This is a genomic window from Rummeliibacillus suwonensis (assembly GCF_007896435.1).
GTDB classification, from domain to species: Bacteria; Bacillota; Bacilli; order Bacillales_A; family Planococcaceae; genus Rummeliibacillus; species Rummeliibacillus suwonensis.
On the sequence record NZ_VCBL01000001.1, the window covers coordinates 1,725,524 to 1,751,033 of the forward strand.

Below are 25,510 nucleotides of genomic sequence, written 5' to 3' on the forward strand. Positions count from 1 at the left end.
CAAAATGACCTGACTGAATCTATTTTATAAAGTGAAGCTTAAATTTTACTTTAATCTAAATTTATACCCATGTAGGTATTTTGTCAACAAATAAAGTTTACTCGCATCAGAAGTAACAAAAAACACGATCTATAGAGATAAAAACCATTAAAGATGACGAAAAATTTTATTCTTAGGCTACTTTCGTAAACTTTGTTGTTTTTGTTTGTAATTCTTTTTGCTGATAAAGAACAAATGTTCTATAATATATAATAAAGAAATATGGGGGCGTAATTTATGAGACCTAACCTAACGAAAGATATAAGTGTAGAAGGTTTTAAAGATTTCTATTGGTTAAAGGAAGAATTACAATCTTTTTGTAGAGAAAATGGAATAAGTGCTTCTGGTTCTAAAATAGAGATTTCCAATAGGATTGAAACATTTCTTCGGACAGGAGAAATAAAAAATCCTACCAGAAAATCGAAAGCGAATAAGAAGATGGAGCCTCAGGTAGATTTAAGTCTTGATACAGTTATTACAGAAAACCATCGTTGTAGTCAAAATGTAAGAGCTTTTTTTAAGACAGTTATTCCGAAATTTCATTTTTCCACCTATATCCAAAACTATTTTAAAAACAATGTTGGAAAAACATATTGTGATGTAGTAGATGCTTGGTATGAGGAAGAAGAACGGAAAAAAGATCCTTCGTACAAGAAAATCATTGCACCCAAATTTGAATATAATCAATTTATTCGTGACTTTTTTGCCGACCCCAAAAATCAAGGAAAAAGTCGTGAAAAAGCGATTAAAGCCTGGAATGAAATTAAAAAACTTCCTGGAAGCCATAAATATACGTCTAATTAGTTGGGTACATTTTAACATTTCTACTATGCTGTGATTTGACTTTTGACAAGCGGAAACAAGCATTTGTTTGACTCGTTCATCAAATGCCTTTTCCCCTAATTCAATCCAACTCGACCAGTATGGGTAACCTATCCAAGTATTTTTGCCCATACCTTGAGAACGCTCCACCCTCCCCTTCAAACAATTATAAAAATTATTAACGTGTTGGATATGGTATATCTTTTTACACGCTGTTTTTGGTGTTCAACCACTGTTTCGTGTTGTAAGCATTTTAGTTTATCGAATTCTTATAGTTTATGCTATATCTGAGCAATCCTTGAGAAAATCTCATAAGATTGCTGACATGACATGTATAGATAAGTGCTTAGAGTAGTGACCACTCTTGCACAATCATTATGTGATTACAATCCAAAATAACATGATATCTTCAAATAAAATCCTCAAAAACCTGGAATGGAGGTAAGAATTTTCTAGTCACGTTCAAGAGGACAATAACCACAAGCGCCAAGACCCGGAATATCTTTTGACAAGCAACATGATCTTCGTATGGGCTGATTAACGAGGCTTGCAGGTGCTCTGCCTTTCGTATACTCATAAAACAAAGACTTTTCACTAAAACGTGACCACACTTCTGTTGACTCCAATATTTCTAAATCTGCCATTGCTCGATCAGCAAGTTGCGGATCATCAAGTAATTTTGCATAAACGTTTACTATATGTACAAAAAAATTATCCCAAATAACCCGTGGCGAGATGGAAGTTGTGTTACGTAAATCTTGAACGATTTGATAACATTGCTTATATAAAATGGTTGACATGACATGTTCACGTTCTAAGTCTTCTACATAACGCCAATCATTGGGACTCGCAAACATGCAAATCGTATAAAGACCATTTTCTTTTGTAGCATCGAATTGCAAATCACGATCACTACCATCCCAGATTTCATCATAAGCACTTAACATATAAAATTGCATCGCTACAAATTGACCATAACGCTTGGAAAAATGCGAAATAGCGGCCGTTTTCGAACGAGCATTTGTAATGCCCATCATTAAATCTGCAAATTCATCTTCTTGAAAAAATTCTTTATGCACACGTTCTAACGTAAAAAGAGTGCGCGCTGGCATTGTTGTATAAACATTGTACGAATCAAGCATCAAAACTTGATCTATCGTAAGTGCTGGCATCTTATCACCTGATTACTTCATCATATTTCTTCTCTATCATATTACAAATTACACCTTTTAGCTTTAAAATTGCATCTTTATAGAGAGAACTCAGATATGCTATTTCAAATGAAAACAATCATTACATTTGCTTATAGCCTGATGGCAAATCATTTATACAACATAGAATAAAAAGCATCGCAAAATCAAAATACGATGCTTTTTATGCTAGATTGATCGACTCAGATGATCATTTACTACGCTTACGGAACAAAGTTATGAGCCCTGGCAAGATCGTTAGTGCACAGATCAGGCTTAATAGCGTATCAAGAACCGTCGTAACACCAAAATCTTTTAGCACTGGAAAGCTGACAAACATCAATGTCGAGAATCCCAAAATCACTGTTAAACCAGAAGCTGTAATAGCTTGCCCCACTTTAGAGAGCGACACTTTTATAGCTTCTTTAGCATTTAAACCTTTCGCTTCCTCTTCTCGGAAACGTTCCATTATAAGAATTGTAAATTCTGTACCAATCCCTAACACTAAACAACTAAGAGCAATCGTTAATGGATTGTACGACATATTTAACAATAATAAAGTACCTGGTGAAAATCCTAGAACTAATGCGATTGGAACTAATGGATATAATGCTTTGGTGTCAGAGAGTCTTCCATATTCTTTTCAATTCTCTTGACATCTTTTGGATCAAACTCATTCATCATCGTCTCTTGCATTAAATGGTTATTTTCCTCAGAGGCACTACCATTCATTGAAGAAACATTACCTGATTGAAACATCTCGTTCATCAACGTTACATAGTTCAGTGTCCCAGTAATATTATCTATTTTAGTGGCTTTTTCGTTAAAAGATACTAATTTCTTGGTCATTTCATGCGAAATCAGTTTATCCCTGTCGCCACTGATTAATAAGTAGACGCCATCACCACCAAAGTTTTTTTGATACGTTGTTGTGTTTTTATAAGCATCAGAATTGGAACTTACAAAAACATCATTCCCCATTTTCATATCGATTTTTGTTATACCGAAAGCAAAGAAAATGGTTAAAATTGCAATACTAATTAATATTGGCTTTGATTTTTTTACAATCAAATGACCAATTCTATTAAATAATCGATCTAGCAATTTATCTTCCTCCCTCTAATACTTCTACAATATATACAATTAGTAATAGAGGAACAAACGCCAAAATAGAATAGATGTTTTATTTTAAGACATGTGTCTTAAAATGTCTTACTTTTGCACCATTTCATCTAATATATCTACCAAATTTTGTCTATTTATATGTCCTTCCCGATTAATCCATTTTTTGATAAGGACAAGAATCATATTTCCATAAAGTTCGCTGATCACTTCTGGATGATTTAAATTTTTTACTTTTAATGAAATGGGGTCATTGCGATTTTTTGCATTTTCATAAATCATTTCCCCGCAAAGCTTTGACAATTTATCAATAATATTCGTAACATCACCCTTTCTGATAACATTTGCAACCAACGTATTATGCTGCTCTACATAATCAATAACCACCTCCGAAATATTTTCATATTGTCCCTGACTTTCAAGAACCTTTTGTTGAACTTCTTCCCCCATTATATTGATCACCTGTTCTAACAATTGATATTTGTCTTCATAATAACGGTAAAAAGAACTGCGATGAATCAATGCCTGCTGACAAATATCATTTACTATAATGGTAGAGAATGATTTTTTATATAATAGCTCCATAAAACTATCCAATATATTTTTTTCATACGTTTTTCTGTATTGGTAGACATCCAAAAACCTCCCTCTCCCTGCCCATACCCAGATAAAACATGAATCATCACCCATATCATATCTTTTCCCAAAGAAAAAAGCTGTTCTTAAGTCCATGATGAGAACTTTAGATACAGCTTTAAAAGAGCATTCATCCTACAGTAACAGGCAATTATATCCTCCCCTTTAAAACACAAATAAAAAAGAGAGTCAACTGCTTATAAAAGCAAGACGGGTTTGCCTAACACACAATAGGAGGATGAAGAACCCCCCACTATGAGAGCTTTGATTTTAACAGGTAGATTTGTCATTGGATTTTTAAAATATTTAGCGATTATCAACTTTTTCTGGATAAAGATCATGATGAAACAACCGATGCTCAGCCATTTTTTCATACTTTGTACCTGGACGTCCATAATTGCACCATGGATCAATGGACAGACCACCTCTAGGTGTGAATTTCCCCCATACTTCAATATAGCGGGGATCTAATAGCTTCACCAAATCTGTCATAATCATATTGACACAGTCCTCATGAAAATCTCCATGATTGCGATAGCTAAACAAATACAATTTCAGCGATTTACTTTCAACTAACTTTTGATCCGGAATATATGAAATATAGATCGTTGCAAAATCCGGCTGTCCAGTCATCGGACAAAGACTAGTAAACTCTGGACAATTAAACTTTACGAAAAAGTCATTTTCGCTATGCAAATTATCCACCGCTTCTAATACGTCTGGTGCATAATCATATGAATATTTTGTATTTTGATTACCTAAAAGCGTTAAGTCTTTCAATCCCTGCTCATTCGTTCTTCCTGACATGAAAATGCCTCCTTATAAAGTGAAACTTCCATCAGGGGGATTTTCCTCATCCCCCACTGAAATAGAGGAACTCAGGTTAAGAACGCCACGTCCTGTGGCAACACCTGAGGAACCCAACATCCTGTTGGCCCGAACCAATCGGGCTTTTACGGGCAGTTATTCCCTCATCTATCTTTCTCATTTCTCTCTAAATCTTGAGATGGGGGTCTTACTGCCCGTTAATGCGGGGTAAATAACAGAAGCCACGATCGCAATAACCCAAACTAAAAAGCCATGTCCGCAAAAGTGGACATGGCTCGAATCGCATGTTCCATAGTTTTTTATAGAGGGTTTGCGCTATGAACCTCATTTTATATTCGAATAAATCATATGGGAAGTTTTCAATTCTGTCAAGGAACCGATTTCTGATATAATTCTATTCATGAGAAAGCCTCTTTCTAGATGTGTTCCGCCGTCCAAGCGTACATTTTATGATAGAGTGCTTTCTCTTTTTTTATCAACTATTTTGTTCGAGAACTATTTTACACATAGCACTCAGTCGACCATTTTATCCTACATGAATAGAGGATCACAGACCATTTTCCAAACTAATTTTATTTATTTTTGAATCGATAAAGTGAAACTCTATCAGTGGGGGTTTTCTTCATCCCCCACTGAACTAGAGAAACTCAGGTTAAAAGCTCCACGTCCTGTGGCAACACCTGAGTGACCAACATCCTGTTGGCCCGAACCAATCGGACTTTTACGGGCAGTTGATCTCCCATCTATCTTTTTCGCTTCTCTCTCAATCTTGAGATGGGGGGTCTTACTGCCCGTTAAAGCGGGATAAACTAAAATGGAAAAAATACAAAATAAGATGGAAGCACCTAAGATAAACACTATATGGGTACCCTGTGATAATAGATGATGATGCCATTCATACGTAACTCCATACATAGACATATACTCTTCTTTTGCTATAGGTGCACCAGCAAAAACCTTCCCTAATGAATCATTCATCAATAAGTTTCTTAACATGACTGTTGGATGGCTTAAAGGAAAGTAAACCATGAATTTCTGTACATATTCAGGAAGTGCACCCATAGGTACATAAACACCACATAAGAAGCCGATCACTGTACCGATAATGGTACTTAATGTTGAAAAAGCAGTCTGAGATTCAACCAATAACGTGCATACCAAGTTAAAAGAACTTGCCAGTGTAACGGCTAATAATAATACACCAACCATTTTAAGCATCGTTGGAAATTCAATCCATTTGTCACCTGTCGATACTAGGAAAATTTCGCAACCAATCAATGCTAAAATAGAAAAAACACTCCCAATGATAAATGCATTTATCACATAACTGATCAGTAAGTTTCCTCTTGAAATCGGCATAGTTAAGAAATCTTCTGCCCTTTTTGTTTCGAGATCTTGTACATAAATACCAAACGCACCTAATGTGGTTGTAATAGCTAGAATAGATAGCAATCCAGCAACCATCCATTCATTGACCATCGATTTGATATCCGTTGTTACCGTCACCATCTGTGAAATCGCATCCAACTGCGTTTTCTGTAAAAACAAAGCATACAACAAAATCACGATCAAAACAGATAACAATGAAAAAAATACGGTTGTTCTTTCTCTTCTAAATACTTTTGAGTGTCTGCTCACTAAGCTTAGCATCGTTGACATATGGCAATTCTCCTTCCTCATTGATTCGAATGAACACATCATCCATAGATCCCTTAATCACTTCAAATGATTGTAATACCGGTTCTAATTCCTTTAAAATTTCTAATGCCTCTATGGTTGATCGGATAGGCATGGTGAATGTACCTTAATTGAACGTGTATGGATGTGATGATAAATATTTTGCCCCATCAATCGCCTTATTGAACTCAACAGATAGCTGATCGTATGCATATCTTTCTTTTAACTGATTGGGTGTTCCTTGTGCCACGATTTTTCCACTTTTAATGACGACAATCTCATCCGCCATTGTGGCCTCTTCCATATAATGAGTCGTCAAAAATACTGTCATATTCGTTTCTTCTTGTAGCTTTTGGATAGCTTGCCAAACAAATTGCCGCGTTTTCGGATCTAGTCCTGTTGTCGGTTCATCTAAAAAAAGAATAGAAGGTCGATGAATGAGCGCACGGGCAATATCTACACGCCGTCTTTGTCCACCTGAAAGTTTGCCATATTTTTTCTTTGCAATATCCTCTAAATGCAAATAGTTTGCAACGAATCGGTAATTGTTCTTCCATTCCTCTTTGCTTAATCCATAAGCGACACCTCTGTGCCAAATATTTTCATAGACGGTTAATCGTTCGTCTAAAATGCTGTCTTGAAAAACGACTCCAATTTTTTTACGAATTAAATCATTTGCACTTCCTGTTCCAATCGTATGGCCAGCAATTTTGACAGTACCAGATGTCTTTGCTGTTAACGTACATAAAATATCAATCGTCGTTGATTTGCCTGCACCATTTGTTCCTAAAAAAGCAAACAACGACCCTTGTTTTACTTTAAAAGAAATTCCTTTAACAGCTGCCATTTCGCGATAATTCTTTTTTAAATTTTGTACTTCTATGACATCGACCATTTTTACATCTCCTTTCTTTTTTGAAGCAATTGATTCATCTCACTTATATCATGCTTTGCTTTTCTATAAAAATAAGTCCAAAGTACAGCATAGATCATTAATTCGGTGAAAAAGACACTTACAAATGACCAGGCATTATCATAATCAAACCAATGGCCAAAATATCCAGCGATACCGACAAAAATAGTAACCAGCAAAAAGTGAATAATGATTTGTACTGCAAAAGGGACTCGTTCAATATGATAGATCAACATACAAATTCCGATAGCTATCCCAAGAATAGCGGCTACAACTAGCTGCTCTAATAGTTGCTGCCCTGTAATGGAAGCATTTTCAACCAACACACTGATCGTCACCATAATATAGGAGATACTAAGACTAATGAGGAAACCAATTAAAGTCGATTCTAAAGCTTTCTTCATCGTTACTCCCTCCCTATCCCCAGTTTTTTCTTCAAATCTTTTAAATATTTGCGGCTTACATGCACGGTCGTTCCATTATGCAAAATCAATGCGGTTGTGCCAAGTATATCCAGTTGAAAAGAACGTATGTGATCCACGTTGACCAATGTGGACTTATTGACTCTTGAGAACTTTTGAGTAAATAACTCTTCTATTTCATATAATTTCTTTTTCGATTGATACTCTTCTTCGTCCGTTTGAAAATATACTTTTCCATCTTCCACATACACGGTATAAATCTCTGAAACTTTCAACATACGAATTTCTTGATCAACATAGCCATCAATCACATTGGTCATCGGCATTTGAAGCTGTTTCATCAGTTGTTCTACTTCTTCATCAAAGCTTCGTGCATTTATGTGAACTTCAATTTCTTGATACTAATCATCTATCGTCACCTGAACTTTCATCCACAGATCCCCTTTCCTCAATAAGAATATAGCATAGAAAAATTTAGATGTTCTTACTTTTTTAATAAGTGGTTAAAAATTGTGGGTAAGAAGTCTATTTTGGAAGATAAGTGACAATAGCGCATTTAAATGGAATAAAAAAATACAATTCAGCCTCCAAACTGAATTGTATTTTAATAGTTGATGTCTGTTCCAAATAAATGATTAGTGCCCTAGCATCTTTATACTTGTAAAATCTCAAGCTCTCACTTTCTCACAAAACTCCGAATAAGCATCTCTGAGTGGGACACTGCATGAGGAAAGCGAGCATGCCGTAGCGGAAATCAACGAACTCTCCCTGTTTTATGTGCAAAATCGGATAATCATCACGTCTGAAACTGGAGCATAAAAATATCCGCTAAAAATTACTTCAATCGGCTATATCCAGTAAGTTGCATGCCGACTAAAAGAACAATCCCTGTACACATAAAGACCATCGAAGAACTTATACCTATAAACACCTCATTTGTAGCCCCCCATGATGAAAAACCAACAAAAACACCGAATAGAATGAGAGCAAAACTCAATGTATAAAACAATGCTCGATAAACGTTCATACCATATTTTTTATCTGTTTCACGGATCAATACACTAAATACAAGGACTGAAACACCAATAACAATGAAAATGGTGGATCCTGTGACAGCCGCCAACTTATTATCATGCAGCTGTCCATTCGGCATAAAACCAACAGTCGAGCTGATAAATAAACCAAATAAAGTGAACGCAAGCCCCAATAGTATCCCTATAGTTGAGAATAGATGGCGCCTTTTTCCAGAAAGTTTTTGCTTCACCTGCATCGCTCCATTCAATTCGTTCATCATATCATCGATATTCCCCAATGCATCAAAGGCAAGTTCTATAGCCGTTTCCATATCTGCTCCTGTTTTAATATGATCCTTCGCATGTTCGCGTATATTGACGAATAGTTCTTCCTTCATCTCAAAAGTTTCCTGAGTGGATGGATATTTTGAAAAAAGTGAATCTAGCTTCTTTTCTATGAGTTGATTTAATTGACTATTACTCATTCTCCTTGATCTCCCCATTAATTAGAATTTCAATGATTTCTTTTGCAAATCTCCATGATCTCCGATGTTCTTCAAGCACTCTCTTTCCACTATCCGTGATGCGGTAATATTTTCTTCGTCCTCCTTGGGTTTCATCTCCCCAATACGACTCAATCGATCCTTCTTTTTCAAGCCTTTTAAATACGGTATACAATGTAGCCTCTTTTAACTCATACCGATTTTCACTGAGAACCAGAATATGCTTATAAATCTCATAGCCATAACTATCTCCCTGGCTAAGAATATTTAAAATAATGGTCGCAGTATGCCCCCTAATGATCTCCTTTGAAATGGATTCTTCCATTTTATTTCCTCCAGTTATTTGCTGTTTTCAACCAATGTCCCATCTTGCATATAAAATACACGATCACATAGATCAATCATTCGATGATCATGTGTGACCATGATGGCAGCTTTTTGTCGATTTCTCACTTCACATGCAATCATTTCTACAACATTTCTTCCTTTTTCCGAATCTAAACTTGCAGTTGGCTCATCTGCTAAAATAAGATTGGCATCATTCATAAGAGCTCTCGCAATGGCCACTCTTTGTTTTTCACCACCTGATAATGAGCGAGGATAACTGTTTCTATGATGGGATAATCCTAAATTCTCTAGTAATTCTAGGCTTTTTTTGTCACTTGAACGGCGTTTTCCCTTTGCCATGTTTTGAATAAGTAAAAGCTGATCTTGTACCGTTAAATAAGGAATAAGATTGGCAGATTGAAAGATAAATCCTATTCTTTGGGCACGAACTTTTGTCAATTGCTTTGAATTATAGTTTGTTATCGTATCATTTTCTATATTGACATGTCCCTGTGATGGTGTCAGGAGCGCTCCGATAATGGATAATAATGTACTTTTACCAGATCCAGATGGTCCTAAAATGGCTACAAATTCACCTTTTTGAATAGAAAAGGTTATATCTTTCAAGACCTCGATAGTAGAATGACCATCCTTAAATGATTTTGAAATATTTTTTACCTCTAAAATGGTTTCTGCTGGCATTATTCAACCCTCCCAATTGCTTCTAGCGCATCTGCTTTTATAACTTTAAATACTGACAACATCGAACCAATGATATTTAAGCTCAAAAAAACAACTCCTGTTGCCAAGATTAATTTGAAAGGTAATACAAATGGCATGGTGTTAGGCAATATAGATTTAATCCCATAAATACCTAAAGTACCTATTCCCCACCCTAAAACCGTCAGTATCGCAACTTGTATCAAAATACCTTTTGCAATGTACCATGATTTTGCTCCAATGGCTTTTAATACACCAAATTGATGACTCTTTTGAATGGTAAGAATGTAGAAAAATACACTAGATACAAAGGCGGCAATGATAAATAAAAATACTTTCATCATTGTAAATGATCCTTGCGTTTCTTTATAACCCGGCATCGCTTTTACGGTTTCTTCTCTTGAAAATGTTGCAAAGTGATCGACATCTACTTTCTTCCCACTATAAAGAACGGCATTGTATATTTGTTGTGGTTTGTTTAAGTTTTTGTTACTTATAAATATGATCGGTGCAAATGAATACGTGTTGTCTTTCGTAAATCCAGCAATCTTATATTCTTTTTTTGAATTTTTGTCTTCCAATGTATCATTCAATTTATATCCTTGTTGTTTCATACTTTGATCAACAATGACCTCGTTTGTTTTTAAATCATGAATTTGTTTTCCTTCTATGATTTTCAAATTCCCATATTCTTTGGTATCTACTGCAAAATACATGATATCTAAGTCATTTTTGTTTTGCTGCTGGATACTAGACATATACATTTTAATCGGAGTGGCATGTGCATTTACTTCTTTTTGTATTTGTTTCACTTCTTTTGGTGTTAATTCAGATTTTACTAAAACACCGTCCGCCTCCTTGTTCGTCACTATGTAATCCGCTTTTAGGCTTTGAAGTGATGAACTATCTGCATGGGATAGTCCCTTCGCTAAACCTGTAATAAAGAATACAAGAAATAAAATAGCGACCATAATCGCACAAACTAGAAAATAACGTAGTTTTGCTTGTTTTAATTCGCGTAATGCTAAAAACATTCTTTCACCCTCTTCATTTACTGTTTTAAATTGTAAATATATTTTAACACAAATTACTATGTGTTGAAAAGTACTTTTTATCAAAATGTTTTATGTAACAAAAATAAAGGTTGGTAATTATGGTTATTTTCACGATTAGTGAGTCCCTTCTTCATCAAAAAGGTCATGTTTGTCATTTATAAAGGCAAGGCAGGCTATGTGTACAGTTAATTAAAAAGAAATTTCACTGTTCAAAATGTAGTCGATCACAAGTTATGGAGATAAATCGCCTATTGATTGATATACCTTAAATGGACATGTTAAAATATATTTAATTTACTAATATTGAAGTTTTCGCTATCACAGCATCTATTAGACTACGTTTCCAAACTTTGAATCAATAATTTAATATGTTCAAAGCTCTGCTCATTGTGTGGAGTAAAAAGATTGGTCTGCCTTTTAGTGAAATTTTCAATTGATGCGAACGTAAAAAAGAGGGTGACGATGAGTCTACCCTCTTTTTATTGTACATAGATACATTTTTATCTATATTCAATAATTTCTCTAAAACAACAGCCTAGCTCACTTGCTCTTGCGACAGAAATACTATATTAAGAAACAGAAAAGGAAGTATCTACATGCCACAAACCAATACATTTTCTTTTGAAAGCTGGAAGAGAAACATTATTCTCTTTCTAAGTAGTCAAACCATCTCACTTTTTGGTTCATCTTTAGTACAATATGCCATCACATGGTATATTACCATCCATACACAGTCAGGTATGATGATGACGATTTCGATTCTATGCGGATTCGTCCCGACTTTTATACTTTCCCCAATCGCAGGTGTATGGGCTGATCGTTATAATCGTAAATTTTTGATCATTTTATCAGATGCCTCGATTGCCCTGTCCACGCTATTGTTGGCCATTTTGTTCTTTATGGGCTATGGTGAAATTTGGCTACTTTTTGTTACTTCAGCAATTCGTGCAATCGGAACAGGCATTCAAACACCTGCTGTTAATGCGGTTCTTCCTCAGCTAGTCCCAGAAGAAAATCTAACCAAAATTAATGGTGTAAATGGAAGTATCCAATCACTAATTATGCTCATCTCCCCAATGATTAGTGGTGCATTATTGGCGACTACTCCTATAGAGTACATTTTCCTGATTGATGTTCTTACTGCTGCCATTGGTATTTTGATCTTAGTGATATTTGTACCCATTCAATCTCACACAAAAGCAGCACAAAAACAGACAACTAGCTATTTCCTCGATTTAACAGAAGGTTTTACTTACATCAAGCATCACGATTTTATCAAAAAGTTTTTTACATTCTGTGCTATTTTCATGGTGTTAGCAGCTCCTGTTGCTTTTTTAACCCCACTTCAAGTGACACGAAGTTTTGGCAATAATGTTTGGCGTCTTACTGCTATTGAAGTTGCCTTTGCATTGGGAATGTTAATCGGTGGTATTATCATTGCTGTTTGGGAGGGTTTTAAAAATAAAATTCATACGATGATGCTGGCTAGTTTGTTGATGGGTTTATGCACCTTTTTACTTGGTGTTGTTCCTTTCTTTTGGATTTATCTCTTATTCATGGGATTATGCGGGATAGCTATGCCATTTTTCAATACACCTTCCATCGTACTTTTGCAAGAAAAAGTGGAGGGCGATTATCTTGGTCGTGTGTTTGGCGTGATGAGTATGATTTCAACTTCTATGATGCCACTTGGAATGTTGATTTTTGGACCTTTAGCAGACTATATAAAAATTGAATGGATGCTGATCGGGACTGGCATTCTAATATTTATACTTGGATTTTTCTTAGTTGGAAGTAAAGTATTAATGGAAGCCGGAAAGCCTAAAATTACTGAAGGATAATTACATCAACATATTTATTATAGAAAAAACAGGATAATTATATATAATCGTCAAAAAGTTCATATTTTACACTTCATTTTAATGAATTAAAATGTGAAATTACTTGTTCTTTGCGAAAAAGATGAAGAAGCCTTTAGTCTTACAATAAGTAGCTGCTCACATCAAAAGGAAGTGAACTCCTAGAGCAGAAAACAACTATTAAAAAAGTACAATTCAAATTGGCTGAATTGTACTTTTCGACATACCCTATTTATGATTTTTCAATTACACCACATGCAATACGTGCGCCTGAATTGCCGCTAGGATCTGTTTTGTAATCATCTTTATCTTGATGGATGATAAAAGCATTTCCATTCGAATCAAAAAGGGAATTATCTACTCCTGTTTCAAGAGTAAAATCCTTTGATATAAATTGTGCATCTACTGTCCCATCTGATTCAACTTGTAAGTTCGGTAAATCGCCTAAATGATAACCTTTTGGATTATAATACCCATGTTGCTTATGAGCAGGATTCAAATGGGCACCTGCCGATTCAAATGTTGGCTTTTCGCATACCCCTGCTTCATGAATATGAATACCATGCTCGCCAGGAGTTAGATCATGTAACTTTATATCAATTTTTACCCCCGTTTCAGTCTGCGTTAAATTCGCTACTCCTATATCTTTACCTTCTGTATTGATAAATTTTGCTTTTGCGGTCAAACTTTTTTCACTAGTTACAGGTGTCATTTCTTTGTCCTCTTTCATTGCTGAACAACCTGCAATTAGACTAATTGTCGCTATTAATAAAAACATTTTTTTCACGTAGCAACACTCCTTTTTTTCAGAATGTGCAAAAATTATACGATTTAATCATTTCAAATTCTTATCTAGTTTATTCCCCGTAGAAAAGAAATGCATTCTCCCAAGTAAAAAAACGCATCCTTTGTAGAATGCGCCTTTTCAGGTAAGATAACATATTGATTCACTTTTTTAACCACCAAAATGATCCTCATCCACTGATTTTCATTTTGGATAGTTGGGTTTCTCGAGAAAGTTGAGCAATTTGTAGCGAAACTATATAAAGGATCGTATCAACAATTTAAAATAAGGATGGCAACTAACTATTCATTTTCTAATCAATACAAGATAAAATGAATAAATATAAGTGCATTTCTTTCTCATCGTTTTGAAAATTCCATCAAATCATCTTTAACAAAGCTTCTTCCCCGATCATGCCTTTTGTAATACCGATTTTTTCTGCTTCCAAAGTGACAGACTCAAGCGGTGCATAAAGCAAATCCTCAATCGTTTTGACCCCAACAGCCCTACCTGCAATAATTTTTCGATCTGCTAACCTCGTATTTAAAAGCTCTACATCTAATGCACCACACATAATGTACCCCTTGTCATTTGAAATTGTCAGCAATGTTGTTTTAGGCAAAAAAACAGAAACAGCCGTGAACGAATATCCCTGAATAATGAATGTCTCGGTTGCAACCATCTCTCATCCTCCTTAATATATACATATGGAGCTGGGCGGAAATGGTTCAATTAAATTTTCGTTTGCACGAAGACTAGGACCGAAATCTTATGATGCTCTGTTAAAATGGGACCAACTGAAAGTCAAAATTAACATATAACAGAACTTTGTATTACATATGAAACTGCATTCATCCTTCAAAAATCACCTTTTAACATCCAAATTCTCTATTTTATCCGAATTATATTGTTATATAACACCTAATTCCATTAGAATAGGTCATATATGCCTTGAGGGGGGATTTAGATATGTCCAATTTTGAAGAATTATTACATACTCTACCTACTACAGCGATTTCTGATGCGCTAGCTGGTACTACGAATGTGAATGCTGCGATTAAACCATTAAAGGATCAATATCATATTGCAGGTCGTGCGGTTACTGTGCGATTACCTATTGGAGAAAATGGTGCTTTGTTAGAAGCAATTCGAATAGCACAACCTGGATCTATTTTAGTTGTTGATGCAAAAGGCGATACAAATCGAGCTGTTGCTGGAGATTTTGTTGTCTCATTGATGAAGGGAATGGAAATTCAAGGGCTTGTTGTAGATGGCGTTATTCGAGATATTCAAGCAATCCGTGATTTAAACTTTCCTGTTTTCAGTCTAGGAACAACGGTAGCTGCTGGGAATAAATTTGGTGGCGGTATGATACAGGTGCCGGTTGCAGTCGGTGGAATTAGTGTGCAGCCAGGTGATTTTATCGTAGGAGATACTGATGGAGTTGTTGTCATTCCTCAATCTCAGGTCAAAGAAGTCATTCAGAAGGCGCAAAACAAGCTGGCAAAAGATGAGGCACGCGCTTTAGCTGTTGCTAATGGAAAAGAGAATATCATAGCCTATTTAGATCAAGCGATAGGAAAAGAAAAGGCTTAACCTTTTTAACATTCTTTACTGATCTAAAGAATGCAAATATATGACAAGTTAATAAATGTTTTAGTATGAAAAAGAACCATCAATTCATAAACTGTACACCCATTTTCAGGGATGAATGAATACTTGGAGTCAGTTCAGATTGGTTCTTTTTTTCTAATGATTGGCCTTATTTGAAATGTATAGAAACATAGAAACAGCCTTTCTCAGAGTAAACCTTATAAAAAAGTTTGAATTGTGACTATTGAAAAATAAGAAATAAAATGAAGCTTCACCCAATACAAGATTTCCTTCATCCTGTATTGGGTGTTTTTTATTTGTATCAATCAGTTTTTCCCTTTTGGCTGAATCTTAATATCGAGATCTCCTTATCAATATGAGATAAACAAATGATTCATTCAAATAATCCTATATATACATTTTTTCGACACATAATTTATAACCACAAAATGTTTTATGACCAATAAAAAAGGAAATAGATAGACTATAACGATAAATTGGAGGGAATCTATATGACCAACAAAAAAGATGAGCAATTAAAAAAACACACCATCAACAACGAAAACACAGCTCCGTTGACAACCAATCAAGGGTTAAAAATGACTGAAGATGCTTTTTCTTTAAAAGCTAGTTTACGTGGTCCAACATTAATGGAAGACTTTCATTTTCGGGAAAAAATAACGCATTTTGATCATGAGCGAATTCCAGAACGTATTGTTCACGCTCGTGGTGTTGGTGCCCATGGTATTTTTCAGCTTTACGAATCATTAAAAGATTATACAAAGGCGGATTTTCTGACAAACACCTCTAAAATAACACCTGTCTTTGTACGTTTTTCAACAGTACAAGGATCTAAAGGATCAGCGGATACAGTTCGAGATGTACGTGGATTTGCAACAAAATTTTACACAGATGAAGGAAACTTTGATTTGGTTGGCAATAATATTCCTGTTTTCTTTATCCAAGATGCCATTAAATTCCCTGATTTTGTACATGCAGTGAAACCTGAACCAGATACAGATATTCCTCAAGGTGCGAGCGCTCATGATACCTTTTGGGACTTTGTCGGGCAGAACCCAGAAACAGCCCATATGGTTATGTGGATTATGAGTGATCGTGCAATCCCTCGAAGCTTAAGGATGATGGAAGGCTTTGGCGTCCATACTTTTCGTCTAATCAATGCTGAAGGCACAGCACATTTTGTCAAATTCCATTGGAAACCTAAACTTGGCTTGCATTCCTTAGTTTGGGATGAAGCTCAGCGAATTGCGGGGAAAAATCCAGACTTTCATCGTCAGGATTTGTACGACGCTATTAACCAAGGAGAATACCCGGAATGGGAGCTAGGTTTACAAATTATTCCTGAAGAAAACGAGCATCAATTCGATTTCGATATTTTAGATGCAACAAAATTATGGCCTGAAGAAGATGTTCCTGTCAAAATAGTGGGTAAATTAACTTTAAATCGAAATGTGGATAATTTCTTCGCAGAAACAGAACAAATTGCTTTCCATCCTGGACATGTTGTGCCAGGAATTGATTTTACAAATGATCCACTTTTACAAGGTCGCTTGTTTTCGTACACGGATACTCAACTTTCACGTCTTGGAGGTCCAAACTTTCATCAAATTCCTATCAACCGACCTGTATGTCCATTCACTAATAATCAACGTGATGGAATACATCAAATGGTGATCCATAAAGGTCAAACAAGTTATCATTCAAATGCTTTAAATCATAATCAACCTGCTCCAATACCAGCAGATCAAGGCGGATATGAACATTATCAAGAAAAAGTGGAAGGTCAAAAAATTAGAGGGCGCAGTGAAAGTTTCTTGGATTTCTACTCACAAGCAAAATTATTCTATAATTCTCTTGCTCCTCATGAAAAAAGGCATTTAAAAAGTGCACTTAGCTTTGAAATCGGAAAATGTAAATCGCCAATGGTCCAAACAAATGCAGTAGCCATTTTAAATCATATTGATCGACAAATAGCTGAGGAAGTGGCTGATACGATCGGTATTCTACTACCTGAAGAAAATCACGAAATCACCTCCACTAAAAAATCTCCTGCCCTTAGTATGGCAAATACGATTTACAAAACGAATACAAAGAAAGTAGCTATCTTACTAACCGGGCAACCAGATGAGAAAAAACTAAGAAAATGGATAATGGCTTTATTAGAACATAAGATCAACTACACGCTTGTTGAGAAAAAAATTCAGCCCTCCAATAATACGGGGGAAACTAAGGAAACATACGAGATTGCCGATCCAGTTCTTTTTGATGCCGTTTTACTGATTGGTAATGAAGGCGCGATCGCAAAACCAGCGATAGAATTTATCGAAACAGCGTTTAAACATTTCAAGCCAATCGCATTATCTCTCAGTCATCCAGATTTCCTAAAAAGTAGCAGCGTCAAATTAGAGGCTGATGGTATATTCGATTTAACAAACTCAACCATTGAACAATTTATAGAAGGCATTGCCATTGGTCGTTTTTGGGATCGAAAATTATAATTTCTAAGCAGAATCTTCAATAAGTTTTACAAAATGGGACTTACACAGTGTGGGTTTTCTATATCCCCCACTGTGTTTATGTGTTAAATCCCAACTCTCTCCTAAACAACCTGTCAGTTTTAACATAGATAACCTTGAAAATAAGATCCTCCTGAATCCATGCTAAGACCAAAATGATCATGTTTTTCATAAATTCAATGCTAGAATGATATAAAAACACGATTTATGATTTTTAAGAAAAAGTGATGGATAAAATTGATTCACTTATGTAAAAATAAAATGATTTTCCTCAGGCATGTTAATTAGGAAAAAACTAGGATAAATATTTGGTACCATTTTAAAAAATGCTGTATTTTTAGCTCCATTTATGTAGATTGGAGTGAAGGCTTGCTCGACTCCAGCGGGAAAAGCGAGCAGATGAGACCCTGCACGGAACGATTTAATGAACGGAATCTAGGAACGCCACGTCCTGTGGCAACGATTCCGTGACCAACATCCTGTTGCCCCGAAGCGGCTCAGCGTTCGCCCGCAGGAAAGCGAGCAAGCCGTAGCGGAAATCAACGAATACCTAATATTTTTATGGATATAATTGGATAATCAACACGTCTGGATTTTCCTATTTTAATTAGGCTCTAACTTGCAATATAGACAATTTCAACGTATATTAAAAATTAAAACATATAATAGTTGTTTGTATATTTAAACCCCATAAATACAATAATTTAACTCATCTAAGTTTTCAGCTCAAAGATGAGTTATTTCTTTTAGTTCATCCAGAATTGTGACAAACACATACAAATGTCATTTCAAACATCCAAATCTAATATACTAGTAATGGTATTACCTACTAGCCAATCACACAACCTGAAATGGGAGGCTATCCTCGGCATTGTTATAAATTATGTACCCACTAACCAAAGTTATATTGAAAAAAGTAGAAAACTATACGAATCAAAACATTTCAAATTCATACGACTAAATATACCCATATTTTATCATTTCAACCTGTATAAATTTTTCTTCTTTTAGGGAAAATAAAATGTATCATTATCGAAAATTCTATTAAAATTACATAAAATTAACATTTCCTTATAAAGGAAAATATATACTTTATGATAGAAAATAAATGGGAGGTGCGCTGAGATGGAAAAAATAAAACGTTTATTATATATGATCCAAACGATTATCCCAAGAATATTACAACTATTCCTTAATATTTGTTTAATCATTCTCGCTCTTTTTTTAGTTTTTCTTATGTTTCAGGAGATGATTGTGTTTTCCAACATTTTATTTAGCCACTACAAAACATCTTATGAACATGAAGTTTTCTTAGCAAATATTTTAATCTTCTTTCTCTACTTTGAGTTCATCACGATGATTGTGAAATACTTTAAAGAGGATTATCACTTTCCACTTCGCTATTTCATCTATATTGGCATTACTGCCATGATTCGTCTTGTTATTATTGATCATTCCAACCCCAAAAGTATGCTACTCTATGCAATTGTCATTTTATTTTTAGTCATTAGTTACTTTATCATTAATATTACGCCATTAGAGCGCCCTAAAAGCTTCTGGTACAAGCAACCAAAGGAAAAATAAATGTATTCTTTATTAGAATCAAAATTATTTCTCCACTATAAAAGGATTATTGACCATTTAGCTACACTGATTCCGACATGGTTTTCTTGTTTCTGACAAATTACATCATTTTTCTGAATTTTTAAAAAATATTTCCTGAGAAATAATTTTTAGATGATTATGTACTAAAAAAGAGAGTTACCTTTTGATGATAACTCTCCTCCAACCCTTTAGGTTTTTCCTATGCTTTTAAGAAATCTGGATCTAAGAATGATGGATTTGGATATTTGTAGAAGCCTTCTCCAGTAGCTCTACCCATTTTTCCTTTGTCAATGTACTCTTTCTTTAGTAAATCAGCTATTGGTTGTGCAGCAGGGTTTTGTTTTGCTTCTGTTGCAACAATATTGTATGCAGTTTGAAGTCCAACGACATCAAGAATGGCGAATGGTCCAAGTGGAGCTCCTGTAGCAAGCATCCATGTTTTATCGATTGTTTCTGGATCAGCCACACCTTTGGCAAGTAATACTTGACCAGCGTTTAAAAATGGTACTAATAAAGAATTTAAAATATAACCAGGTTGTTCTTTTAAGATATGAAGAGGGATCATACCAATAGATTTTGCAAATTCAATGACTTGCTCTTCATATTGCTTGTCCGTTCCTGGATGACCCATTACTTCAGCAGTGTTGTTTTTCCATACTTCGTTTGCAAAGTGAAGTGCTAAGAATTTTTCAGGACGACCTGTGTATTTTGCAAATTGGCTAGGTACCATTGTAGACGAGTTCGATGCAAACACAGTTTTTCCTGGTGCAAATGTTGCTAATTCCTTATAAAAATTGATTTTGATTTCTTCTAATTCAGGAATCGCTTCAATAACTAAATCTGCATCTTTTACAGCCTCTTTTAAGCTTGAACTAAAAGTAAAGCGTTCTAGCGCCGCTGCTGCCTTTTCTTCATCTTTGAAATAATTTGCATAAGTATCTTTTAAAATCGTCAAACGTTCTTTTGCTTTTTCTAATGCTGCATCATTAATATCATAAACGCTTACATTATAACCATGAAAAGCTGTTTGAAAAGCAATTTGACTTCCTAGTACGCCACTACCTGCAACTGTAATATTTTTGAAACTCATATGCACAATCTCCTTTTGAATGTTAATCATTACATGCCTATTATGGCAACGATTCTATTCAAAAGTCAACAAATAAGTAAGTGATTACTAACTTTTGTGAAAAGGTTCAGCTATGATCATAATGTAATGCCTTTTTGCAAATAGATCCAACCTATTTTTCTTTTAAAAAGAGTTTTTGCATATGCTCGATAGCCTCGAATCTTGTCTATTAAAATCATGATGATCCGGACGATTCATCATTTGTTTCCACCACTCTTGGTGCTCCATATACCAAGCAATGGTTTGTATGATCCCTTTTTCAAAAGTGTATGCCGGTTTCCAACCAAGGCGCTCTATTTTGGATGGATCAATTGCATAGCGTTGATCATGCCCTAATCGATCTGGCACAAATTCAATAAGCTTTTCTGACTTCCCCATTGCTTGGGCAATCGTCTTCACCACGTCTAGATTTGTTCGTTCATTATGACCACCGATATTGTAAACTTCTCCATCTAACCCTCTATGCAATACCAGATCTATCGCCATGCAATGATCTAATACATGTAACCAATCTCTAATATGATTTCCCTTTCCATATATCGGAACCTTTTGATTGTTCAAAATGCGTGTGATTGTCAATGGAATAAGCTTCTCAGGGAAATGATACGGTCCATAGTTATTAGAACAACGTGTGATATTGACTGGTAAACCATACGTTTCATGATAAGCACGAACGAATAAATCGGCTGATGCCTTCGTTGCACTATAAGGACTATTCGGCTGTAATGCGGTATCTTCTGTAAAAAAAGTTTCGGGATCATCATCTAATGCCCCATATACCTCATCTGTAGATACATGAAGAAATTTTTTAACGCTGATTTGTTTTGCAGCATCTAATAATACTTGTGTTCCCATTACATTTGTATGAACAAAGATTTCTGGATCTATTATCGACCGATCTACATGGCTTTCTGCTGCAAAATGAATAACAAAATCAAATTTTTCCTTTTCAAACAATCGGATGATTGTATCACGATCCGCAACATCAGCTTGTACAAAATGATAATTAGGTATCGACTCAATATGTTGATGTTTGGTTAAATCCCCAGCATACGTTAGTATATCCAAATTAAAAATATCATATTCCGGATATTTATCTACCATATAATGTATAAAGTTTCCACCGATAAATCCTGCTCCACCAGTGACAAGTAATTTTTTGTACAGCACCATTCACCTCTCTTTATAGATGTTGATATACCAACGTTTTGAACCGTTTTTTATGATCAAAAAATTTTTTAAGATGCTCTTCTCTCAATTTTTAAACGAATATTTTTTTCCAAATGGTTGAAGTGCCATTTCTTGTAGATAGCGCCCATACTCCGTCTTCAAAAGTGGCTTTGCAAGCGCTAATAATTCCTCTTGTGAAATATAGCCTCTTCTATATGCAATTTCTTCTATACAGGCGATATACATTCCTTGCCTTTTTTGAATCGCCTCCACGTAACTGGAGGCCTGTTGTAAAGAATCATGTGTGCCAGTATCTAGCCATGCCAATCCTCGCCCTAGGACCTCTACTTTTAGTTTCTTTCTCTTTAAATAATGATCAATGATCGATGTAATTTCTTTTTCACCTCGAGCTGAAGGTTGAACATTTTTAGCGATTTTCACAACTTCATTATCAAAGAAATATAACCCCGGAACTGCATATGAAGATTTCGGAAATTCAGGCTTTTCCTCTATGGATATAGCATTTCTTTGTTCATCGATTTCAATCACTCCATAAGCACGGGGATCTTTCACAAAGCAAGCAAAAATAATTCCCCCATTATCTAATGTTGACGCGCCCTGTAGACGATTCCCAAAATCGGAACCATAAAAAATATTATCTCCCAATATTAATGCAACGGACGAATTCCCAATAAAATACTCCCCAAGAATGAATGCTTCCGCTAAACCATTCGGCTCCACTTGTACTTCATAGGATAGTTCAATCCCTAGTGCACTTCCATCTCCTAATAATTCTTGAAAACTATTAATATCTCTAGGTGTTGAAATAATGAGAATCTCTCTAATCCCTGCGAGCATTAGGACCGATAATGGATAATAGATCATCGGCTTATCATAGACAGGAAGCATTTGTTTTGAAACAGCTTTTGTCAAAGGATATAATCTTGTACCAGCTCCACCTGCTAGAATAATTCCTTTCATACATGCTATGCCTCCTTTATGATGCTGCAAATTCGATCTACATCTTCTAATGCCAAATCCGCATAAAGCGGCAATGTTAGTACTCTTTCTGCTATATAGTTAGCGATAGGCGTATCCGTAGAATTGAATCGATCTTGATAACACTGCAAACGATTGGTCAAAGGATAAAAATATTTTCGTGCGAATATATTGTGTTTTTTCAAGCTTTCAAATACTTCTTCTCTTGAAAATCGATAGCCATCAAAGACAACCGGGAAATAAGCATAATTACTTTTTACGCCGTTCTGGGGACCAACCAGTTTTATCCCTTTTATTTCGCTAAGCTGTTCCATATATCTATCATAGATACTCTTTCTTTTTTCAATTTCTCGATGAATATAGCGAAGATTACAAATCCCCATAGCAGCTTGGAATTCATTCATCTTTGAATTTCCACCAACATACTCAATAGTTTCTGCCCCAGTCATCCCAAAGTTTTTATAAGCATTTAAAATATCGGTTAGCTTAGGATCACTAAAAGCAAGCGCTCCTCCTTCAATTGTATGGAAAACTTTAGTCGCGTGAAAACTAAATATAGAGGCGTCACCAAAATTAGCTATTCCTTGACCATCTGCGGTTACACCAAAGGCATGCGCAGCATCATAAATAACTTGTAAATGATATTTTTGCGCAATTTTTTCAATCTGACGTACATTGCATATATTTCCATAAACATGGACTGGGACAATTGCTGTTGTCTTTTCGGTAATACAATTTTCTATTTGTTCAACTTGTATGGTGTAATCTTCTGGATTAATATCACAAAAGACAGGAGTTAATCCATTTCTAACAATTGCGTGTGTAGTTGAGGCAAATGTGAAAGGCGTCGTAATAACTTCTCCACTTAGATGAAAGACAGCAAGAGCTGTTTCTAAAGCAGCATGTCCATTGGAAAAAAGGGAGATATTAGGTGTTTCTAAGTAGTGTGTTAAGGCTTTTTCTAATTGCTGATGTTTTTTCCCCATATTCGTTAACCAATGATTTTGCCATAGGCCCTTAATTTCTTCTGTATATTCTTCAAAAGGAGCAATAGAAGATTGGGTTACTTGAATTGGTTTGTTCACTCTCATTATTACCTCACATTCCATATTCAATTCTATTAACAAATTATTTTCAAACTATTTTATGTTTTGAAAATGATTATATGAGGGATTTTATCAGAAAGCCTGATAAATTCTAAAAATAGCAGTCATTGATAAAATTTTTAATGTAAATTCCTAATCAATATATGTGATTTATGAATCATTATCCCCATCCATAAATAGGATAGAAAATTTATCAGCAATCCTTCATTTAAGTATTTGTCTATAAGTTTTTTTCTTATTTAACTCATCCTGGCAATCCGGTTCTTCAATGATTACCTGAACCCAGTCCGTTATATTTTCCATCTTTTCTAGCATCTCGTTCATCGATGAAAACTTCAAAATCATGATTCCTATTTTTTGATGAGCACCTGTTAAAGCTGTAATAACATCACCCGGTTTGACGATCAGTTCACATTCCACAATGTGATTTTTTTCAAACTCTTCATGGGTTGAGATTTCCTTCAAAATGCCTGTTTGCTGACTGTTGATGATATACATGCCCCAAAAACCCTTTGTTTCAACCATTTTTAAATCACTACAATCTTCTCCTAATGCTGCCCTTATCGTATATTCGATTAAATCCACTCCTGTCGCATACTTTGTTGCTTGAGCAACCCATTCCCCACCATTACGAGCAGCGATTTCTATCAAAAAAATATTTTCCTGCTCATCAACTATGACTTCAAGATTATAGGCACCTGTCTTCATATGCAGTAGCCTCAATAGTCTTTGAATTTCAGCATGAATCTTATTTTGAATATGCTTTGGCATATTATAAGGCCAGCTGGATCCAATTGGGACAAATGGATTAAAATCCGATAATGGGAAGTTTGTATTTGCAAAGCTCCTAAACACAAGTTCCCCATCAACTGAAAACCCATCTCCCGAAACTAAACTACCGTTTTTTTCAATATATTCCTCGATGATAAAACGCTTCTCTCTTGAAAAGCTTAATGCATACTCCACTTTCTCTTGAAGATATTCTATCGAATCTATTTTTGAAATCCCCTTACTTCCAGAAGAATCAACAGGTTTAATCATGACCGGCATTTTATATTGATGAAAATCTAACCTTGCAGCCTCTAATGAATCATAGCCCTTAGCCTTTGGAACATGAAAACCATTTTGCTTGAGGAACGCTCTAAACTTATCTTTATGAGATAAGATTTCAACAGATTCATAGGGCTGTGATGGCAATCCTAATTTTTCACCTACGTATGCCGCTGTAGGAGCAGCGGGATCTGATGCATAACAAATAATGCCATCTATCTTTAATGATCTTGCCAAAGCGAGTACTCCTTCTTTGTCAGTCGTGCTGACATTATGGTATTCATGTGCATATTGATGACCAGGATTATCTTCTAAATAATCACATGTAATGACATAATGTCCCATTTCTCGTGCTGCCTTTATCATCGGGATTTGAATATAAGCGCCACCAAGCATTAGTATTTTTTTCAT

General features: G+C 35.2%; 24 protein-coding genes and 2 pseudogenes. 5 read left to right on the forward strand and 21 right to left on the reverse strand.

Annotation, left to right across the window (positions count from 1 at the left end; translation table 11 throughout):
- Window positions 1–276: 276 nt before the first annotated feature.
- Window positions 277–843 (forward strand): DUF6434 domain-containing protein, encoded by a 567-nt coding sequence (locus FEU33_RS08015; protein ID WP_146548867.1) that lies wholly within the window; start codon window positions 277–279, stop codon window positions 841–843.
- A gap of 3 nt (window positions 844–846) precedes the next feature.
- On the opposite strand, the pseudogene FEU33_RS19100 reads toward FEU33_RS08015, so the two are convergent.
- The 14 genes and pseudogenes from FEU33_RS19100 to FEU33_RS08080 form a co-directional block, all read right to left on the reverse strand.
- A pseudogene (locus FEU33_RS19100) lies at window positions 847–1,130 on the reverse strand (IS1595 family transposase); the annotation flags it as partial.
- Between the two features lie 183 nt (window positions 1,131–1,313).
- Window positions 1,314–2,033 carry a Fe-S oxidoreductase gene (locus FEU33_RS08020; RefSeq protein ID WP_146548868.1) on the reverse strand — a complete coding sequence of 240 codons (720 nt, stop codon included), beginning with the start codon at window positions 2,031–2,033 and terminating at the stop codon, window positions 1,314–1,316.
- Window positions 2,034–2,262: 229 nt separating this feature from the next.
- Window positions 2,263–2,643 (reverse strand): MMPL family transporter, encoded by a 381-nt coding sequence (locus FEU33_RS08025; RefSeq protein WP_146548869.1) that lies wholly within the window; start codon window positions 2,641–2,643, stop codon window positions 2,263–2,265.
- A gap of 5 nt (window positions 2,644–2,648) precedes the next feature.
- The gene (locus tag FEU33_RS08030) at window positions 2,649–3,155 is read right to left on the reverse strand and encodes a hypothetical protein (RefSeq protein WP_146548870.1); all 507 of its coding nucleotides are present in this window, start codon (window positions 3,153–3,155) and stop codon (window positions 2,649–2,651) included.
- A 108-nt stretch (window positions 3,156–3,263) separates the two neighbouring features.
- Window positions 3,264–3,863, reverse strand: coding sequence for a TetR/AcrR family transcriptional regulator (locus FEU33_RS08035; protein ID WP_186731357.1), 600 nt, complete (start codon window positions 3,861–3,863; stop codon window positions 3,264–3,266).
- A 252-nt stretch (window positions 3,864–4,115) separates the two neighbouring features.
- Window positions 4,116–4,616 carry a preQ(1) synthase gene (gene queF, locus FEU33_RS08040; RefSeq protein WP_146548872.1) on the reverse strand — a complete coding sequence of 167 codons (501 nt, stop codon included), beginning with the start codon at window positions 4,614–4,616 and terminating at the stop codon, window positions 4,116–4,118.
- Between the two features lie 627 nt (window positions 4,617–5,243).
- The gene (locus tag FEU33_RS08045; protein ID WP_146548873.1) at window positions 5,244–6,296 is read right to left on the reverse strand and encodes an ABC transporter permease; all 1,053 of its coding nucleotides are present in this window, start codon (window positions 6,294–6,296) and stop codon (window positions 5,244–5,246) included.
- A pseudogene (locus FEU33_RS08050) lies at window positions 6,250–7,209 on the reverse strand (ABC transporter ATP-binding protein). Before FEU33_RS08050 ends, FEU33_RS08045 begins: the two are co-directional and overlap by 47 nt.
- A gap of 2 nt (window positions 7,210–7,211) precedes the next feature.
- Entirely contained in the window at window positions 7,212–7,631 is a 420-nt protein-coding gene (locus FEU33_RS08055) for a DUF3021 domain-containing protein (RefSeq protein ID WP_146548874.1), read from the reverse strand.
- Window positions 7,632–7,633: 2 nt separating this feature from the next.
- Window positions 7,634–7,990: a LytTR family DNA-binding domain-containing protein gene (locus FEU33_RS08060; RefSeq protein WP_244950996.1), complete on the reverse strand. Its 357-nt coding sequence runs from the start codon at window positions 7,988–7,990 to the stop codon at window positions 7,634–7,636.
- A gap of 494 nt (window positions 7,991–8,484) precedes the next feature.
- Window positions 8,485–9,147 (reverse strand): permease prefix domain 1-containing protein, encoded by a 663-nt coding sequence (locus FEU33_RS08065; RefSeq protein ID WP_146548875.1) that lies wholly within the window; start codon window positions 9,145–9,147, stop codon window positions 8,485–8,487.
- Complete coding sequence (locus FEU33_RS08070) at window positions 9,140–9,490, reverse strand: PadR family transcriptional regulator (protein WP_146548876.1); 351 nt, start codon at window positions 9,488–9,490, stop codon at window positions 9,140–9,142. Before FEU33_RS08070 ends, FEU33_RS08065 begins: the two co-directional genes overlap by 8 nt.
- A 14-nt stretch (window positions 9,491–9,504) precedes the next feature.
- Window positions 9,505–10,194, reverse strand: a complete 690-nt coding sequence (locus tag FEU33_RS08075) for an ABC transporter ATP-binding protein (RefSeq protein WP_146548877.1) — start codon at window positions 10,192–10,194, stop codon at window positions 9,505–9,507.
- Entirely contained in the window at window positions 10,194–11,246 is a 1,053-nt protein-coding gene (locus FEU33_RS08080; protein WP_146548878.1) for an ABC transporter permease, read from the reverse strand. The genes FEU33_RS08075 and FEU33_RS08080 overlap by 1 nt, the downstream gene beginning before the upstream one ends.
- A 617-nt stretch (window positions 11,247–11,863) precedes the next feature.
- Between FEU33_RS08080 and FEU33_RS08085 the strand changes: the two genes are divergently transcribed.
- Window positions 11,864–13,108, forward strand: coding sequence for an MFS transporter (locus FEU33_RS08085; RefSeq protein ID WP_146548879.1), 1,245 nt, complete (start codon window positions 11,864–11,866; stop codon window positions 13,106–13,108).
- Between the two features lie 250 nt (window positions 13,109–13,358).
- On the opposite strand, the gene FEU33_RS08090 is transcribed toward FEU33_RS08085, so the two are convergent.
- Complete coding sequence (locus tag FEU33_RS08090; RefSeq protein WP_243881180.1) at window positions 13,359–13,904, reverse strand: superoxide dismutase family protein; 546 nt, start codon at window positions 13,902–13,904, stop codon at window positions 13,359–13,361.
- A 385-nt stretch (window positions 13,905–14,289) separates the two neighbouring features.
- A complete protein-coding gene (locus FEU33_RS08095; protein ID WP_146548881.1) occupies window positions 14,290–14,592 on the reverse strand; it encodes a YunC family protein in 303 nt (100 codons plus the stop codon).
- 287 nt (window positions 14,593–14,879) lie between these two features.
- Here FEU33_RS08095 and FEU33_RS08100 point away from each other — a divergent pair, with 287 nt between their 5' ends.
- From FEU33_RS08100 to FEU33_RS08110, 3 genes are all read left to right on the forward strand, one after another.
- Window positions 14,880–15,506 (forward strand): RraA family protein, encoded by a 627-nt coding sequence (locus tag FEU33_RS08100; RefSeq protein WP_146548882.1) that lies wholly within the window; start codon window positions 14,880–14,882, stop codon window positions 15,504–15,506.
- A gap of 509 nt (window positions 15,507–16,015) precedes the next feature.
- A complete protein-coding gene (locus FEU33_RS08105) occupies window positions 16,016–18,022 on the forward strand; it encodes a catalase (RefSeq protein WP_146548883.1) in 2,007 nt (668 codons plus the stop codon).
- Between the two features lie 1,143 nt (window positions 18,023–19,165).
- Complete coding sequence (locus FEU33_RS08110; RefSeq protein WP_146548884.1) at window positions 19,166–19,624, forward strand: phosphate-starvation-inducible protein PsiE; 459 nt, start codon at window positions 19,166–19,168, stop codon at window positions 19,622–19,624.
- A gap of 220 nt (window positions 19,625–19,844) precedes the next feature.
- Here the strand turns inward: FEU33_RS08110 and FEU33_RS08115 are convergent, their stop codons facing one another.
- The 5 genes from FEU33_RS08115 to FEU33_RS08135 all read right to left on the reverse strand — a co-directional run bounded on the left by FEU33_RS08115 (window position 19,845) and on the right by FEU33_RS08135 (window position 25,510).
- Window positions 19,845–20,735 carry a 3-hydroxyacyl-CoA dehydrogenase gene (locus FEU33_RS08115; protein WP_146548885.1) on the reverse strand — a complete coding sequence of 297 codons (891 nt, stop codon included), beginning with the start codon at window positions 20,733–20,735 and terminating at the stop codon, window positions 19,845–19,847.
- Window positions 20,736–20,897: 162 nt separating this feature from the next.
- Window positions 20,898–21,944 carry a dTDP-glucose 4,6-dehydratase gene (gene rfbB, locus FEU33_RS08120; protein ID WP_146548886.1) on the reverse strand — a complete coding sequence of 349 codons (1,047 nt, stop codon included), beginning with the start codon at window positions 21,942–21,944 and terminating at the stop codon, window positions 20,898–20,900.
- Window positions 21,945–22,028: 84 nt separating this feature from the next.
- Window positions 22,029–22,925, reverse strand: coding sequence for a glucose-1-phosphate thymidylyltransferase RfbA (rfbA, locus tag FEU33_RS08125; protein WP_146548887.1), 897 nt, complete (start codon window positions 22,923–22,925; stop codon window positions 22,029–22,031).
- Window positions 22,926–22,930: 5 nt separating this feature from the next.
- Entirely contained in the window at window positions 22,931–24,034 is a 1,104-nt protein-coding gene (locus FEU33_RS08130) for a DegT/DnrJ/EryC1/StrS family aminotransferase (protein ID WP_146548888.1), read from the reverse strand.
- 219 nt (window positions 24,035–24,253) lie between these two features.
- The gene (locus FEU33_RS08135) at window positions 24,254–25,510 is read right to left on the reverse strand and encodes an ATP-grasp domain-containing protein (protein WP_146548889.1); all 1,257 of its coding nucleotides are present in this window, start codon (window positions 25,508–25,510) and stop codon (window positions 24,254–24,256) included.